This window comes from Pseudomonas corrugata, assembly GCF_001269905.1.
Classification (GTDB): domain Bacteria; phylum Pseudomonadota; class Gammaproteobacteria; order Pseudomonadales; family Pseudomonadaceae; genus Aquipseudomonas; species Aquipseudomonas corrugata.
Genome location: NZ_LHVK01000003.1, coordinates 285,531 through 299,058, shown reverse-complemented (window position 1 = coordinate 299,058; position 13,528 = coordinate 285,531). Strand labels below are relative to the sequence as shown.

Genomic DNA, 13,528 nt, shown 5'->3' with positions numbered 1-13,528 from the left:
TTTCATGGGCATAAAACTGTTGCGCCGGCCCTTGTGGGAGCGAGCCTGCTCGCGATGGCGGTGTGTCTGTTAAATGAATGTCACTGGCACTCCCTCATCGCGAGCAGGCTCGCTCCCACAGGGTTTAGTGGTGTTCTCGGACTCAGCCCTGGCCATGCCACCCCGCCAACAACCCCGGCAACTCGGTCAGGCTGCGGATCTCTGCATCCGGCGCATGGTCGGCATCCCAGGCCTTGCCTGTCGGATTGAACCATACCGCCCGCAGGCCGGCCTGTTGGGCGCCGGCAATATCGTCACCGGGATGATCGCCAACGTGCACGGCGGTCTGCGCCGTGGCACCGCCGCGTTGCAGGGCCTCGTGGAACAGCCGCGCATCAGGTTTGGCGATACCGATGTCCTCGGCACACAGCGCGAACTTGAAGTAATCCGCCAGCCCGAGGCGCCGCACATCGGCGTTGCCATTGGTGACCACGCCGAGGGCGAAGTGGTTGGCGAGGATTTCCAGGGTGGGTTGCACCTCGGGAAACACCTCCAATTGATGGCGAGCATGCAGGAACGTCTCGAACCCCTGGTCCGCCAGCTCGGACGCTTGCCACTGGTCATAGCCGGCTTCTTGCAGCGCGCGGAACAGCACCCGCCGGCGTAATGCGCTGATGCGATGCTTCAGGCCAGGCTCTTCGCGCAATACCTGTTCGCGAATCGTCCAGAGGTGCTCCACTGGCACGCCGCCCAGGTTCGGTGCGTTGTCGGTCAGCCACTGGCGGAGAACGGCTTCGGCTGTGGCGATCACCGGAGCGGTATCCCACAAGGTGTCGTCGAGGTCGAAAGTGATGAGCTCAATGGTCATGATTCGTCGCCCTTGATGCGTTTGGCCCTGGGATGGGCACTGTCATAGACCGTCGCCAGGTGCTGGAAGTCCAGGTGGGTATAGATCTGAGTGGTCTTGATGTCCGAGTGGCCCAGCAGCTCCTGCACGGCGCGCAGGTCCTGGGAGGACTCCAGCACATGGCTGGCAAAGGAGTGCCTGAGCATGTGCGGGTGCAGGTTCTGCCCCAGCTCCCGTTCGCCGGCGGCCTTGACCCGTACCTGGATTGCCCGCGGACCGAGGCGCCGCCCTTGTTGGCTGACGAATACCGCATCATCGGCAGGATTGCTCAGTGCTCGCAACGGTAGCCACAGCTCCAGGGCTTCCCGGGCCTTGCGGCCAATGGGCAGCAGGCGGGTCTTGCTGCCCTTGCCGAGCACCTGGACCATGCCGTCGGCCAGGTCCAGTTGATCCAGGTTCAATCCCGTCAGCTCGGAAAGCCGCAGGCCGGAGGAATAGAACAGTTCGAGAATCGCCTGGTCCCGTCGCGCCAGGAAGTCATCTTCGACCGCGCCTTCAAGCAATTGCAGCGCGCGGTCGGTATCGAGGGTTTTCGGCAGGCGACGCTCGCCCTTGGGCGGTGCCAGGCCGGTGGCCGGATCGTGATCGCACAGGCCTTCGCGGTTGAGATAGTGATACAGGCCGCGTACCGCCGAGAGCAGGCGCGCCAGGCTGCGGGAAGACTGTCCCTGCTGATGCAGGCGTGCGACCAGGCTGCGCAGGCGCTGGATATCCAGCGCCTGCCAACTGCCGACGTTCTGTTTCTGGCACCAGCCCAGCACTTTTTCCAGGTCGCGGCGATAGGCCGACAACGTGTGGGGTGACACCTGGCGCTCACTGCGCAGGTGTTCGCAGTAGGCGTCCAGCTGTCGTTCCATCATCAGCGTACCGAGCGCAGGGAACCGGCAACCCGTGGCAGTACCCGGCCGGTGACTTCGGCGATGTAGCTCAGGAACAGCGTGCCCACCGAACTCTTGTAGTGCTGCGGGTCGCGGCTGGCGATGGCCAGCACGCCGTGTACACCTTGATGGGCGATGGCGACGACGGCGGTGGAGCCAATCTGCTTGCGCTGTTCTTCACCGAACAGAAAATCCAGCTCATGTTCGCGCAGGCTGCCACTGACGCTTTTGTTCTCGGTGAGCAGGCCGCCAATGGCCGTCTGCGCTTCGGCATGGGTCACCCAGCGACCCACCGGCATGGCGTTGTCACCGAACAGGATCAGGCTGACAAAGGGCACCTGGAAATCCTGGCGCAGACTGTCTTCGACGCTCATGACCAGATCTTCAAGGGTGCTGGCGTCCATCAGGGCCAGGATCAGGCGCCGGGTCTTGTCGAAGAGCCGGTCGTTGTCCCGGGCGACGTCCATCAGGTGCGAAAGGCGATGGCGCATTTCGATGTTGCGCTCACGCAGGATTTTCATCTGGTGCTCCACCAGCGACACGGTGTCGCCGCGCCGATGGGGGATGCGCATCACTGAAAGCAAGTCTTCACGCTGGACGAAAAAGTCCGGATGAGCCTCCAGGTAAGCGGCCACCGCCGCGGCCTCCGGAAGCGGGCTCGAGGATTCATCGGGCTGTGGCGCTGGAACCTGTGGCTTGTCGGTCATGGGTTTGGCTCATTCAAAGACGGACTTGTCCTTCGTATACGCGTACTGCCGGGCCGGTCATCATCACCGGTTGGCCGAGGCCTGCCCACTCGATGGACAAGCGCCCGCCCGGCAGGTCGATCAGCAGGGGCGAATCCATCCACCCCTGGCTGATCGCAGCGACTGCGGCGGCGCAGGCGCCGGTGCCGCAGGCCTGGGTCTCCCCGGCACCGCGCTCCCAGACCCGCAATTGCGCGCGGTGACGGTCGATGACCTGCAGGAAGCCCACGTTCACCCGTGCTGGAAAGCGCGGGTGGTTCTCGATCTTCGGCCCCAGTTCATGCACTGGCGCGCTATTGATGTCGCTGACCCGCAGCACGGCATGGGGATTGCCCATGGACACCGCCGCCAGCTCCACCGTGGTGCCGTTGACGTCCAGCTGGTAATTCAGGGCCTGGGCCGGTGCTTCAAACGGAATATCTGCCGGCACCAGGCGTGGAGCGCCCATGTTGACGCCGATCTGGCCGTCGCTGCGCACGTCCAGCTCGATTATGCCGCTTTTGGTCTCGACGCGAATCCTGCGCTTGGCCGTCAGACGCTTGTCCAGCACGAAGCGGGCGAAGCAGCGTGCACCGTTGCCGCATTGTTCCACTTCCGAACCGTCGGCGTTGAAGATCCGGTAACGAAAGTCCACGTCCGGGTTATTGGGTGCCTCGACGATCAGCAGTTGGTCGAAACCGATACCGGTGTGCCGGTCGCCCCATTGCTTGGCATGTTTGGGCAGGATGTGCGCGTGCTGGCTGACCAGGTCGAGAACCATGAAGTCATTGCCCAGGCCGTGCATCTTGGTAAAACGCAGCAGCATGGTTTTACTCCGGTAGCAGGCTTTCGCCGGCAAACAACTCGGCTACCGTCTCGCGGCGACGCACTTCGAATGCTTGATCACCGTCCACCAGCACCTCGGCGCAGCGGCCGCGGGTGTTGTAGTTGGAGCTCATGACAAACCCGTAGGCACCGGCTGAATGCACCGCCAGCAGGTCGCCTTCCTCCAGTGCCAGCTCCCGACCCTTGGCCAGGAAGTCACCGGTTTCGCAGATCGGACCGACGATGTCGTAGCTGCGGGCAGTGGTATTGCGGGGGCGCACGGCCGTCACATCCATCCACGCCTGGTACAGCGCCGGGCGGATCAGGTCGTTCATGGCCGCGTCGACGATGGCGAAATCCTTGTGCTCGGTGTGCTTGAGGTACTCGACCTGGGTCAGCAGCACGCCGGCGTTGGCCACGATGTAGCGACCCGGCTCGAACATCAGCGCCAGGTCACGACCTTCGAGGCGCTCACGAACGGCCTTGATGTAGTCGGCCACCAAGGGCGGCTCTTCATCGCGGTAACGCACACCGACACCGCCACCCAGGTCGATATGACGCAGGTAGATGCCGCAATCGCCGAGACGGTCGATCAGCGCCAGCAGGCGGTCGAGCGCATCAAGGAAGGGTTCAAGGGTGGTCAGTTGCGAGCCGATGTGGCAATCGACGCCCAGTACTTCCAGGTTCGGCAGTTGGGCGGCACGTACGTAGACGTCTTCGGCGTCGGCAATGGCGATGCCGAACTTGTTTTCCTTGAGACCGGTGGAAATGTACGGGTGGGTGCCGGCATCGACGTCCGGGTTCACGCGCAGGGAAACCGGTGCGCGCACGCCCAGCTCGGCGGCAACGACCTGCAGGCGTTCCAGTTCGTCGGTGGATTCGATGTTGAAGCAATGCACGCCGACTTCCAGGGCGCGCCGCATGTCCTCACGGGTCTTGCCGACGCCGGAAAAGACGATCTTGTCCGGGCTGCCGCCAGCTGCCAGCACCCGTTCGAGCTCGCCGCCGGAGACGATGTCGAAGCCGGCACCCAGGCGCGCGAGGATGTTGAGCACACCCAGATTCGAGTTGGCTTTCACAGCGAAGCACACCAGGTGCGGCATGCCGGTGAGAGCGTCAGCGAAGGTCCGGTATTGGGCCTCGATGTGCGCACGGGAGTAGACGTAGGTCGGCGTGCCGAAACGTTCGGCAATGGCGGACAGGGCTACACCCTCCGCGAACAGCTCCCCGCCACGGTAGTTAAAGGCGTCCATGGCGTTCCCTTAGTAGGTGGTTTGGGTGTCGTGCGAGTGGGACTTGGATTGCGACGATTTGGCCTGCTCTTCAGGGGACTTGCTGTCATCAGGCAGGTACAGCGGACCTTTTTGACCACAGGCCGTCACAAGGCAGGCAACCGCGACGAGCGCAGCAAGGGAAGAGATCAGGCGCTTCATGGCGAAATCCTTGAAAATGCGTTAATTGCGCCGGAGTATACCGGCCACCCGACGGCTTGCCTATGCAACGGGGTTCCCGTCCGGCGGGGCTGCTGGCCTATATGTCCGGTTCCATGGACATTTCACGGCCCCCGGCGGTGGTTGTCGGTTATCCTTTGCAATCGTCGGGGAGCGTCCGTATCTTGCGGCGCTTGAGCATGAGCAGACATTTTCGAGGTTGCCGCAATGAGTTTGACTGAAGCCCGCTTTCACGATCTGGTCGATACCGCCCAGCAAATGCTGGAGGATATCTTCGACGAGAGCGAACTGGACATCGATCTGGAAAGCTCCGCCGGCGTGCTCACCGTCAAGTTCGAAAATGGCAGCCAGTTGATCTTCAGTCGCCAGGAGCCGTTGCGGCAGTTGTGGCTGGCGGCGGTGTCCGGTGGCTTCCACTTCGACTACGACGAGGAAAGCGAGCGCTGGATGTGCGACAAGAGCGAGGAGCAATTGGGCGAAATGCTCGAGCGTGTCGTCAAGCAGCAGGCCGGTGTGGAACTTGAGTTCGAAGGTCTGTAGCAACATGAATCAGACCGCCCCTGCGCGGCCACCCAAGCCGCTCTACAGCAACGTCAGCCCTGCCGTGTCGTCGCCGTGTACCGGCGTGTGCAAGCTGGATGAGCAGAAGGTTTGCCTCGGCTGTTTCCGCCATGTGGAGGATATCCGTGAATGGCGCTCGGCCGATGATGGGCGCCGGCGGGTGATCTGTGCCGAGGCGGCGCAACGCAAAGCCTTGGCGTGATCAATGTGGCGAGGGGATTTATCCCCGCTGGGCTGCGCAGCAGCCCCATAGCAGTCTATCGGCATGCCGAGGTGTCAGGTTTTAGGGCCGCTTCGCAGCCCAACGGGGATAAATCCCCTCGCCACATGTGGATGTGCAAACCCACCTCGCTTGTATATTTTTTGAGCTGTGATAGTGTCCGGCTACGCCTCAACTTACCGAGGCCTGTGAAAAACCCCGTCTTTTTGTGGCGGGGTTTTGCTTTTTTCGTGCAGAAGAAAGGAGTCTGCCTGGATCATGACCGCACCTTCCATCACTCTTACCCGCCTGGACGTACAACGTCTGGAGCGCCTGATCGACAGTCTCGACGAAACGCTGCCGGGCGTGGTTGCGTTGCAGACAGAACTGGACCGCGCCGAGACCCTGGTGAGCCACGAAGACGTGCCCGCCGATGTCGTGACCATGAACGCTCGCGTGCATTGCCGCGAGGAAGGCAGCGGCAAGGATTACCACCTGACCCTGGTTTATCCACAGGACGCGAATGCCGACGAAGGCAAGGTCTCGATCCTCGCGCCGGTTGGCAGCGCCTTGCTGGGGCTGAAGGTCGGCCAGCACATCGATTGGCCGGCGCCGGGCGGCAAGACGTTGAAGTTGACGTTGCTGGCGGTGGAATACCAGCCCGAAGCGGGCGGCGATTTCCACCTCTGAGGGCTTCAGACCAGAGCCAGCGCTTCGTTCAGGGCGCGCTCCAGATCGGCCTTGTAGCGCAGGTACAGATTGCTTGAGCAGGCGCTGTCACCCACCAGGCCCGAGAGGTCCAGGTCGGTGATGTAGCAGCGATAGCGTTCGGCCTCGCGGCGCTGCTCGACGATCTCGCTGGCGACTACACGGAACAGCTGGTCGCCATGCTCCAGTTCCGAAAACTCCTGTTGATTGCAGTACAGTGTAACGTGGACCTGGCCATGGGTCGCTTTGCCGATAATGGCTTGCACGTCGTAGAACGGCTTGTTCTCGGATGTCTGCGGCACCGGGCGTATTTCGATCCGGCGTGCGCGTCCGTTGCCTGAGGGCAGGAGTTGGTAGTACAGGGTTTCCAGGTTCAACGGCTGGTCGGTGTCCATCGACAGCAAGGCGTCCCGACGGTACAGCACCGATTGCAGAAAACGCTGAAGTGGCACCAGCAGGCTGTTTTCGTCGTGATAGGGCAGGCGCTGATGCCACAGGGCATTGAGCTCATCGAGCACATACAGTTCGGCGTCGTCCTCATTGACCCGGTAGAACACCTGGATGCATTCGGGCTGGCCCATAGGCAGGATCAGCGCCAGGTCGTGGTCTTCCAGGGCCATCGGGTCCAGGTGCAGCGGGCTGTAGGTGCTCAGCTCTTCGCCCAGGTAATCCAGCAATGCCGACAGGCTGCTCAGCGCCACGTGCCTGACCTGGCCGGGAACCAGTTCCAGCACGTGATAATACTGCTGCACCTTCAGCAAATAGCGGTGGTTGAGTCTGCTCAGCAGCAGGGTCTGGGCTGTTTCGATGACTTCTTCGACCCGCCGTGCAATGAACTGCGCCCGGTTGTGGCAGAAACAACGTACCTGCAAGCGCGGCTGGCGCGCAGTGGCGGGCAGGTCGTTGAGGTAGTCGCGCAGACAGTCGAGCAGCGCGTGCTCGCCATCGAAGCGGTTGACCAGCACCTCATTCCAGCTGTTAAGCGTAACCTGGTCGAGCGTCAGTACCAGGTTTTCCCGGACCCCGGCGTAGCTCAGGGAGTCGGTGCGCTCGGTAGTCATCAGGATATTCAGGTCACGGTGATGCTTGAGCGGGTCGACGCCGACGTTCACCAGGACCAGCACTTCACTGGGGACGCTGGCGTGCAGCAGCTGTTCTTCGTCGACCGTGACCAGCGGCAAGGCGATGGCCTGTTGCAGGCTGCCCAGCAGGTTGAACAGTTCGAACTCGCTCAAGTCACTGTCACCCGGGTGCAGCGCCAGGCGTGTACTGCTGTCGATCACGCCGTTGCGATGGCACCAGGTCAGCAGCTCCAGCAGTTCACGGCTGCGCTTGATCGGCGCGAAATTTTCCCACTCCAGAGCGTTGAGGCTGCCGTTGTAGAGGCCCCACTGGTTCTGCCCGGGTTCTTTCTTGTTGGGCGACTGGACCAGCGTCAGGGTGTCCTCGGCCAGGTCCGGGGCGATGCCCGGATTGATGAACTCGACCTTGTCGGCCTTGCGTTCGAAGGCTGCATACAACCGGCGGCCAAGGACGTTGAGGTCACGCTTGTTGATCAGGCTGACGGTTTTTTCGGTGCGGGCGAACTGGGTCAGGAAGCGATAGCTGTAGGTCAGTTCGTTGACCAGCGCGCGACGTTCGTTGCTGACCTGGCGCACTTTCCACTGGCTGCGGCTGTCCAGTAGCGCGAGTTGGCGCGGGTCCCAGCCCCATTCCCTGGCCAGGCGCTCAAGCAGTACCCGTTGCCAGCCGCTGCTGCGACCTTGGCCGGTGAGCTTGCGATTGACCTTCAGGTACAGCGCACGCCGGATCAGTTCCAGGCGCTCGGATTCACCGCGAGCGTTGAGGTACTCCTCGATGCGGCGGTAAACCAGCATATAGGGGTCCAGTTCCTCCAGATCCAGGCGATTGGCGAACACGGCCTGTTTGAAGCGCAGGCTCAGGCAGCGGACATTGGGGTGTTCGCTGGCGTAGACCTCGGTCAGCAGCAGTTTGAGCACGGATTTGTAGGGCGACTCGATGCCCTTGAACAATTGCCAGAGCCCGGCGCCGATGAACTCGCCCGGTGGAATGTAGGCCAAGTGCCCGAGGTCCAGGGTCTCATCGGCGCGGATGAAGCGCTTGGAAAGCAACGTATGGGTGTATTCCTCATAGTTGTCTTCCTCGTACACCGGCACCAGCCACCAGATCGGTGTACGCCCGGCCAGCCAGATCGCCGTGCGGTAGAACTCGTCCAGCAACAGGTAATGCTGGGTCGTACCGCAATCGTCGGAACTGAGTTGATTGTCCCGCTCACCCCGCACGAACCGGGCCGGATCGATCAGAAAAAAATGGGCTTCGGCGCCCTGGGTCGCCGCCCAGGCTTCGAGCAACTGGCACTTCTTGCGCAACTCGGCCAGTTCGTCGTCGCTCAGGTTCGGCCCATGGCAGACCCAGACATCCATGTCGCTCTGATCAGCCTGGGCGAGCGTGCCCAGGCTGCCCATCAGGTACAAGCCCAGGATGGGGCGCGGCGGGTTGCTGCCATGGCGTGGCTTGTAGGAGAACGAGCGGGTCAGTCGCTGGGCGTCGGCGAGGACGTTGGCGTCGGGTTCGTAGTTCGACAGCCCGGCCGGTGTACTGCCGGATACGTAGCCTGGCAGCAGCGGATGGTTGACGTGGAAAAACAGCGGGAGCAGCGTCAACACGCCTTGCTGGCGAGGCGACAAGCCCTCCATGGCGCGATCCATCCGGACGGTGTTGAGCTTGAGAAAACGTGCGCGCAGTTGGCCGAGGACCTTACGGTCGATTCCCTCGTCCAGATCGGGGCGTATTTCGTGATTGCGGGTCATGTCGGCTCAAACCGGCTCGCGGCGTCGAACGTGGGAAATCAGAGGTGATGGAAGTTTAGCGTCCGGGTTGGGGAATTCTTAAACTGAAAGTAGGGCCTGGACGTCAGATTTTTCACGCAAGGCGCCCGCGCCTGCGGAAATCCGGCGAAGCGGATTTCCGTGGGCGATAGGAGGAGTCAGGCGGCTTCTTGAACGCTGAGTATCGTCAGGACGGTTTGTACATTTTGCGCGGCGTCACGACCCAGGCTGGTCAGATAACCACCGTCGGGTTGGGTGATCAGTTCCTTGTCGTACAGGCGTTGGGCAGCGGCAATGGCTTTAGGGGCAGCGGTCTGATGGATTTTCAGGCCTTCCTGGGAACTGTCCAGGTTGAAGAGTGCAAGGATTTCCAGTTCGGCAACCAGCTCAGGGGTAAGCGACATAAGGACTCCAGACTTTCTAGGAATATGGACGATAGCGTCACTAAGGTGAGCGTACTCGGTCGAGCTGTCCAGTGTCAGAGGCAGGCTTTTTTTGTTTTGGGCGATGGAGCGTGTGTGGGCGCAAAGCTTGCTCGCGATGCAGGCGCCTCGATTCATGAGCGATCGCATCGGTTTCATCGCGGGCAAGCCTTGCTCCCACAGTGTTTGAGGCCGTCCCTCCCGCCGCAGCGGCTTCAGTTCTTTTCCGGTGGCAACTCAGGCAGCTTGCGCAACGCCTCTTCATACCATTGGGTGTCGAACGGGCGGTCTTCATCGAGCATGGCGTCGATCTCGAAGGCCAATACATGGGCCATGAGGTTGAGGATCTCTTCGCGCTCGTAATTGACCAGGGTCAGTTTATTGAAGGTGGCCTTGGCTGCTGGCGGGTTTCCGCTTTCGATCTGGTTTTCAATGGCTTCGATCAGGGTCGACTCGACGAATTCTTCTTCATCGTTGTCGATGTCGGTTGGCTCGCTCATGGCTGGCTCCTATGGGAAAGGCGCCAGTTTACCTGCATTCAGCGGCGTGATGCGCCTGGCGCGAAATGCCCCGACAGTCTATAACGCAAGGCTGCCCACCCCACACGGACTGGAGGTATTTGCAATGCTCAAGCTTTATGGTTTCTGCGCCAGTAACTATTACAACATGGTCAAGCTGGCGTTGCTGGAGAAGGGGGTGCCCTTCGAAGAAGTGCCGTTCTATGGCAGCCAGACTCCGGACGTACTCGCCATCAGCCCGCGGGGCAAAGTGCCGGTGCTGAAAACCGACCACGGCTTCATCAATGAAACCAGCGTGATCCTCGAGTACATCGAGCAAACCCAACCGGGCAAAGCCCTGCTGCCCGCCGATCCGTTTGAACGTGCCCGGGTCCTGGCCCTGTGCCGGGAGATCGAGTTGTACATCGAGCTGCCCGGGCGAGCCTGCTACGCCGAGGCATTCTTCGGCATGACAGTACCCGATGCCATCAAGGAAAAGAGCAAGGCTGAACTGCTGCTGGGGTTCGCCTCGCTGGGCAGGCACGGCAAGTTCTCACCCTATGTCGCGGGCGACAGCTTGAGCATTGCCGACTTGTACTTTCTCTATGGTGTTTCGCCAGCCTTACAGGTGGGCAAAAAGCTGTTCGATATCGACCTGTTCGCGGACGTGCCGGCAGCCAAGGCACTGATGGAGCGGTTGGGAGAGAATCCGAACGTGCAGCGGATTGCGGCTGACAGGGAGGAGGGAATGCCGGCGTTTTTGGCGATGATCGCTGCCAAGAAGTAGGGTCTTTGGCGTTCTTGAGGTCGCATTCGCGAGCAAGCCCGCTCCCTCATTGGATCTTTATATGTCCACAAGTTTGTGTTCATTGGAGATCCCATGTGGGAGCGGGCTTGCTCGCGAAGCTTTTTAGCTTTTAGCGGCTTGCAAGCAGCGCCTGGCCGCGCACCACGGCAGCCTTGACCTGCGCCGGTGCCGTGCCGCCGATATGGTCGCGGGCGTTGACCGAGCCCTCCAGGGTCAGGACCGCAAACACGTCCTGCTCAATCTGGTCGCTGAACTGGCGCAGTTCGTCCAGGCTCATCTCGGCCAGATCCTTGCCGTTGTCGACCCCGTATTTCACGGCATGACCGACAATTTCGTGGCAATCGCGGAATGGCAGGCCACGGCGCACCAGGTAATCGGCCAGGTCTGTCGCCGTGGAGAAACCACGCAGGGCCGCTTCGCGCATTACCGCATGTTTGGGCTTGATGGCCGGGATCATGTCGGCAAAGGCGCGCAGCGAGTCACGCAGGGTGTCGGCGGCGTCGAACAGCGGCTCCTTGTCTTCCTGGTTGTCCTTGTTGTAGGCCAGCGGTTGGCCTTTCATCAAGGTCAGCAGGCCCATCAGCGCGCCGAAGACCCGGCCGCTCTTGCCCCGTACCAGTTCTGGTACGTCGGGGTTTTTCTTTTGCGGCATGATCGAGCTGCCGGTGCAGAAGCGATCCGGCAGGTCAATGAACTGGAATTGCGCGCTGGTCCACAGCACCAACTCTTCGGAGAAGCGCGACAGGTGCATCATCGCGATGCTCGCGGCAGCGCAGAATTCGATGGCGAAGTCGCGGTCTGAGACATTATCCAGCGAGTTGCCGCCCACGGCGTCGAAGCCAAGCAGTTGGGCGGTGTATTCGCGATCGATCGGGTAGGTGGTGCCGGCCAGCGCGGCGCTGCCCAGGGGCATGCGGTTGGTGCGCTTGCGGCAGTCGACCAGGCGCTCGTAGTCGCGACTGAGCATTTCGAACCAGGCCAGCATGTGATGCCCGAAAGTCACGGGTTGAGCGGTCTGCAGATGGGTGAAGCCGGGCATGATGCTCTCGGCCTCACGTTCGGCCTGTTCCAGCAGGCCTTTCTGCAGGCGGGTGATCTCCGCCAGGATCAGGTCGATTTCATCACGCAGCCACAAGCGGATATCGGTGGCGACCTGGTCGTTGCGGCTGCGGCCGGTGTGCAGTTTCTTGCCGGTCACGCCGATGCGATCGGTCAGGCGCGCTTCGATGTTCATGTGCACGTCTTCAAGATCGACACGCCAGTCGAATTGACCCGCGTCGATTTCGCCCTGGATGGTCTTCAGGCCATCAATGATGCTGTCGCGCTCGGCATCGGTCAGCACGCCTACCTTGGCCAGCATGGTGGCGTGGGCGATCGAACCCATGATGTCGTGTCGATACAGGCGCTGGTCAAAGTTGACGGAGGCGGTGAAGCGGGCGACGAAGGCGTCGACGGGTTCACTGAAGCGGCCGCCCCAGGACTGATTGGTCTTGTCAGTGCTCATGAATTCGCTCGTGATCGGCTGTGGAGAAAATAGGGGTTAAAGGCTGCGGCGGATGATAGCAGGGTTGCCGGGGCTGGCGCTGGCACTGGTCGGCAGGTTTTTTGCGCACGAGCCGGGCGTTCAGGCCGGTTTCTGCACAACGATATTTTCCGATTGAGCAATATCGTCTTGGCAACCGTCTACAGTGGACGATAGGAGTTTTGCTTTTTCCATCATGGCGCATGGGTCGAATCTACCAGGGGGGCTCAATATTGATCAGATTGAAAATGAACAATCCCTACGGCGACGCCGTGCGGCAACGGGCCTCGAGCATCGGTCGGCAAGCGCTGGTAAAGATAGGCAACCGCCTCGCGGCACTTTTTGGCCCTCGAGCGAGTCTTAGCGTGGATCGCGGTGACGGATGTCACTTCCCCTGTCTACGCTATCCTTGTGCGAGACTCACGCAGGAATCCAGCGCAATATGAATGTCCTGATCGTTGATGACGAACCACTGACCCGCGAGCGCCTGAGCCGAATGGTTGGCGAACTCGAGGGTTACAGTGTCCTGGAGCCGAGCGCCACCAATGGCGAAGAGGCGTTGGCCCTTATCGACAGCCACAAGCCGGATATCGTGCTGCTCGACATCCGCATGCCTGGCCTGGACGGTCTGCAGGTGGCGGCGAAGCTGTGCGAACGAGAGTCGCCTCCCGCCGTGGTGTTTTGCACCGCTCGGGACGATTTTCCACCCGAGGTGTTGCAGGCCGGTGCCGTGGGCTACCTGGTCAAGCCGGTGACTTCCGAGGCGTTGCTCGACGCCTTGCGCAAGGCCGAACGGCCCAACCGCGTGCAACTGGCGGCGCTGACCCGTCCGGCAGCGGAAAGTGGCAGCGGCCCACGCAGCCACATCAGTGCGCGAACCCGCAAGGGCATAGAACTGATCCCATTGAACCAGGTGGTCTACTTCATTGCCGACCACAAGTACGTGACCTTGCGTCATGAGAGTGGTGAGGTGCTGCTGGACGAGCCTCTCAAGGCCCTCGAGGACGAGTTCGGCGAGCGGTTCGTGCGCATCCACCGCAATGCCCTGGTGGCCCGCGAACGCATCGAGCGTCTGCAACGTACGCCCCTCGGGCATTTCCAGCTGTTTCTCAAAGGCCTCAATGGCGACGCGCTGATTGTCAGCCGGCGACATGTGGCCGGCGTGCGCAAGATGATGCAGCAGCTCTAGCGTAATGC

15 protein-coding genes and 1 pseudogene are annotated in these 13,528 nt (G+C 61.5%); 6 read left to right on the top strand and 10 right to left on the bottom strand.

What is annotated here, in order from left to right:
- Nucleotides 1-142: 142 nt before the first annotated feature.
- From AD665_RS01630 to lptM, 6 genes are read right to left on the bottom strand one after another with little or no spacing between them, the layout of a single operon-like run.
- The gene (locus AD665_RS01630; RefSeq protein ID WP_053190617.1) at nucleotides 143-847 is read right to left on the bottom strand and encodes an HAD family hydrolase; all 705 of its coding nucleotides are present in this window, start codon (nucleotides 845-847) and stop codon (nucleotides 143-145) included.
- Complete coding sequence (gene xerC, locus AD665_RS01625; protein ID WP_024780558.1) at nucleotides 844-1,743, bottom strand: tyrosine recombinase XerC; 900 nt, start codon at nucleotides 1,741-1,743, stop codon at nucleotides 844-846. Before xerC ends, AD665_RS01630 begins: the two co-directional genes overlap by 4 nt.
- Before the next feature lie 2 nt (nucleotides 1,744-1,745).
- Nucleotides 1,746-2,471, bottom strand: a complete 726-nt coding sequence (locus AD665_RS01620) for a DUF484 family protein (protein ID WP_024780557.1) — start codon at nucleotides 2,469-2,471, stop codon at nucleotides 1,746-1,748.
- A gap of 13 nt (nucleotides 2,472-2,484) precedes the next feature.
- Nucleotides 2,485-3,315: a diaminopimelate epimerase gene (gene dapF, locus AD665_RS01615; protein ID WP_024780556.1), complete on the bottom strand. Its 831-nt coding sequence runs from the start codon at nucleotides 3,313-3,315 to the stop codon at nucleotides 2,485-2,487.
- A 4-nt stretch (nucleotides 3,316-3,319) separates the two neighbouring features.
- Nucleotides 3,320-4,567 (bottom strand): diaminopimelate decarboxylase, encoded by a 1,248-nt coding sequence (lysA, locus tag AD665_RS01610; RefSeq protein ID WP_024780555.1) that lies wholly within the window; start codon nucleotides 4,565-4,567, stop codon nucleotides 3,320-3,322.
- Between the two features lie 9 nt (nucleotides 4,568-4,576).
- Complete coding sequence (gene lptM / locus AD665_RS26600) at nucleotides 4,577-4,747, bottom strand: LPS translocon maturation chaperone LptM (protein ID WP_033034938.1); 171 nt, start codon at nucleotides 4,745-4,747, stop codon at nucleotides 4,577-4,579.
- 225 nt (nucleotides 4,748-4,972) lie between these two features.
- Between lptM and cyaY the strand changes: the two genes are divergently transcribed.
- The 3 genes from cyaY (at nucleotide 4,973) to rnk (ending at nucleotide 6,215) form a co-directional block, all read left to right on the top strand.
- Complete coding sequence (gene cyaY / locus AD665_RS01605; RefSeq protein WP_024780554.1) at nucleotides 4,973-5,305, top strand: iron donor protein CyaY; 333 nt, start codon at nucleotides 4,973-4,975, stop codon at nucleotides 5,303-5,305.
- A 4-nt stretch (nucleotides 5,306-5,309) separates the two neighbouring features.
- Nucleotides 5,310-5,528: a DUF1289 domain-containing protein gene (locus tag AD665_RS01600; RefSeq protein WP_024780553.1), complete on the top strand. Its 219-nt coding sequence runs from the start codon at nucleotides 5,310-5,312 to the stop codon at nucleotides 5,526-5,528.
- A 276-nt stretch (nucleotides 5,529-5,804) separates the two neighbouring features.
- Entirely contained in the window at nucleotides 5,805-6,215 is a 411-nt protein-coding gene (gene rnk, locus AD665_RS01595; protein ID WP_024780552.1) for a nucleoside diphosphate kinase regulator, read from the top strand.
- 5 nt (nucleotides 6,216-6,220) lie between these two features.
- On the opposite strand, the gene AD665_RS01590 is transcribed toward rnk, so the two are convergent.
- From AD665_RS01590 to AD665_RS01580, 3 genes are all read right to left on the bottom strand, one after another.
- Complete coding sequence (locus tag AD665_RS01590) at nucleotides 6,221-9,064, bottom strand: class I adenylate cyclase (RefSeq protein ID WP_053190615.1); 2,844 nt, start codon at nucleotides 9,062-9,064, stop codon at nucleotides 6,221-6,223.
- 176 nt (nucleotides 9,065-9,240) lie between these two features.
- The gene (locus AD665_RS01585; protein ID WP_024780550.1) at nucleotides 9,241-9,486 is read right to left on the bottom strand and encodes a TIGR02647 family protein; all 246 of its coding nucleotides are present in this window, start codon (nucleotides 9,484-9,486) and stop codon (nucleotides 9,241-9,243) included.
- 233 nt (nucleotides 9,487-9,719) lie between these two features.
- Complete coding sequence (locus tag AD665_RS01580; protein WP_024780549.1) at nucleotides 9,720-10,004, bottom strand: hypothetical protein; 285 nt, start codon at nucleotides 10,002-10,004, stop codon at nucleotides 9,720-9,722.
- A gap of 124 nt (nucleotides 10,005-10,128) precedes the next feature.
- On the opposite strand from AD665_RS01580, the gene AD665_RS01575 reads away from it, so the two are divergent.
- Nucleotides 10,129-10,788 (top strand): glutathione S-transferase family protein, encoded by a 660-nt coding sequence (locus AD665_RS01575; protein WP_024780548.1) that lies wholly within the window; start codon nucleotides 10,129-10,131, stop codon nucleotides 10,786-10,788.
- A gap of 130 nt (nucleotides 10,789-10,918) precedes the next feature.
- Here AD665_RS01575 and argH read toward each other — a convergent pair whose 3' ends face one another.
- Nucleotides 10,919-12,313 (bottom strand): argininosuccinate lyase, encoded by a 1,395-nt coding sequence (gene argH / locus AD665_RS01570; RefSeq protein ID WP_024780547.1) that lies wholly within the window; start codon nucleotides 12,311-12,313, stop codon nucleotides 10,919-10,921.
- A gap of 314 nt (nucleotides 12,314-12,627) precedes the next feature.
- Between argH and AD665_RS28060 the strand changes: the two are divergent.
- Both AD665_RS28060 and AD665_RS01565 read left to right on the top strand, forming a co-directional pair.
- Nucleotides 12,628-12,777 (top strand): annotated as a pseudogene (locus AD665_RS28060) (sensor histidine kinase); the annotation flags it as partial.
- Nucleotides 12,774-13,520: a LytR/AlgR family response regulator transcription factor gene (locus tag AD665_RS01565; RefSeq protein ID WP_024780546.1), complete on the top strand. Its 747-nt coding sequence runs from the start codon at nucleotides 12,774-12,776 to the stop codon at nucleotides 13,518-13,520. The pseudogene AD665_RS28060 and the gene AD665_RS01565, both read left to right, overlap by 4 nt.
- Nucleotides 13,521-13,528 lie beyond the last annotated feature (8 nt).

What these genes read in the sequence shown, in the direction of transcription:
- AD665_RS01630 (WP_053190617.1), bottom strand. Translation starts at nt 847, where the DNA reads ATGACCATTGAGCTCATCACTTTCGACCTCGACGACACCTTGTGGGAT.
- xerC (WP_024780558.1), bottom strand. Translation starts at nt 1,743, where the DNA reads ATGGAACGACAGCTGGACGCCTACTGCGAACACCTGCGCAGTGAGCGC.
- AD665_RS01620 (WP_024780557.1), bottom strand. Translation starts at nt 2,471, where the DNA reads ATGACCGACAAGCCACAGGTTCCAGCGCCACAGCCCGATGAATCCTCG.
- dapF (WP_024780556.1), bottom strand. Translation starts at nt 3,315, where the DNA reads ATGCTGCTGCGTTTTACCAAGATGCACGGCCTGGGCAATGACTTCATG.
- lysA (WP_024780555.1), bottom strand. Translation starts at nt 4,567, where the DNA reads ATGGACGCCTTTAACTACCGTGGCGGGGAGCTGTTCGCGGAGGGTGTA.
- lptM (WP_033034938.1), bottom strand. Translation starts at nt 4,747, where the DNA reads ATGAAGCGCCTGATCTCTTCCCTTGCTGCGCTCGTCGCGGTTGCCTGC.
- cyaY (WP_024780554.1), top strand. Translation starts at nt 4,973, where the DNA reads ATGAGTTTGACTGAAGCCCGCTTTCACGATCTGGTCGATACCGCCCAG.
- AD665_RS01600 (WP_024780553.1), top strand. Translation starts at nt 5,310, where the DNA reads ATGAATCAGACCGCCCCTGCGCGGCCACCCAAGCCGCTCTACAGCAAC.
- rnk (WP_024780552.1), top strand. Translation starts at nt 5,805, where the DNA reads ATGACCGCACCTTCCATCACTCTTACCCGCCTGGACGTACAACGTCTG.
- AD665_RS01590 (WP_053190615.1), bottom strand. Translation starts at nt 9,064, where the DNA reads ATGACCCGCAATCACGAAATACGCCCCGATCTGGACGAGGGAATCGAC.
- AD665_RS01585 (WP_024780550.1), bottom strand. Translation starts at nt 9,486, where the DNA reads ATGTCGCTTACCCCTGAGCTGGTTGCCGAACTGGAAATCCTTGCACTC.
- AD665_RS01580 (WP_024780549.1), bottom strand. Translation starts at nt 10,004, where the DNA reads ATGAGCGAGCCAACCGACATCGACAACGATGAAGAAGAATTCGTCGAG.
- AD665_RS01575 (WP_024780548.1), top strand. Translation starts at nt 10,129, where the DNA reads ATGCTCAAGCTTTATGGTTTCTGCGCCAGTAACTATTACAACATGGTC.
- argH (WP_024780547.1), bottom strand. Translation starts at nt 12,313, where the DNA reads ATGAGCACTGACAAGACCAATCAGTCCTGGGGCGGCCGCTTCAGTGAA.
- AD665_RS01565 (WP_024780546.1), top strand. Translation starts at nt 12,774, where the DNA reads ATGAATGTCCTGATCGTTGATGACGAACCACTGACCCGCGAGCGCCTG.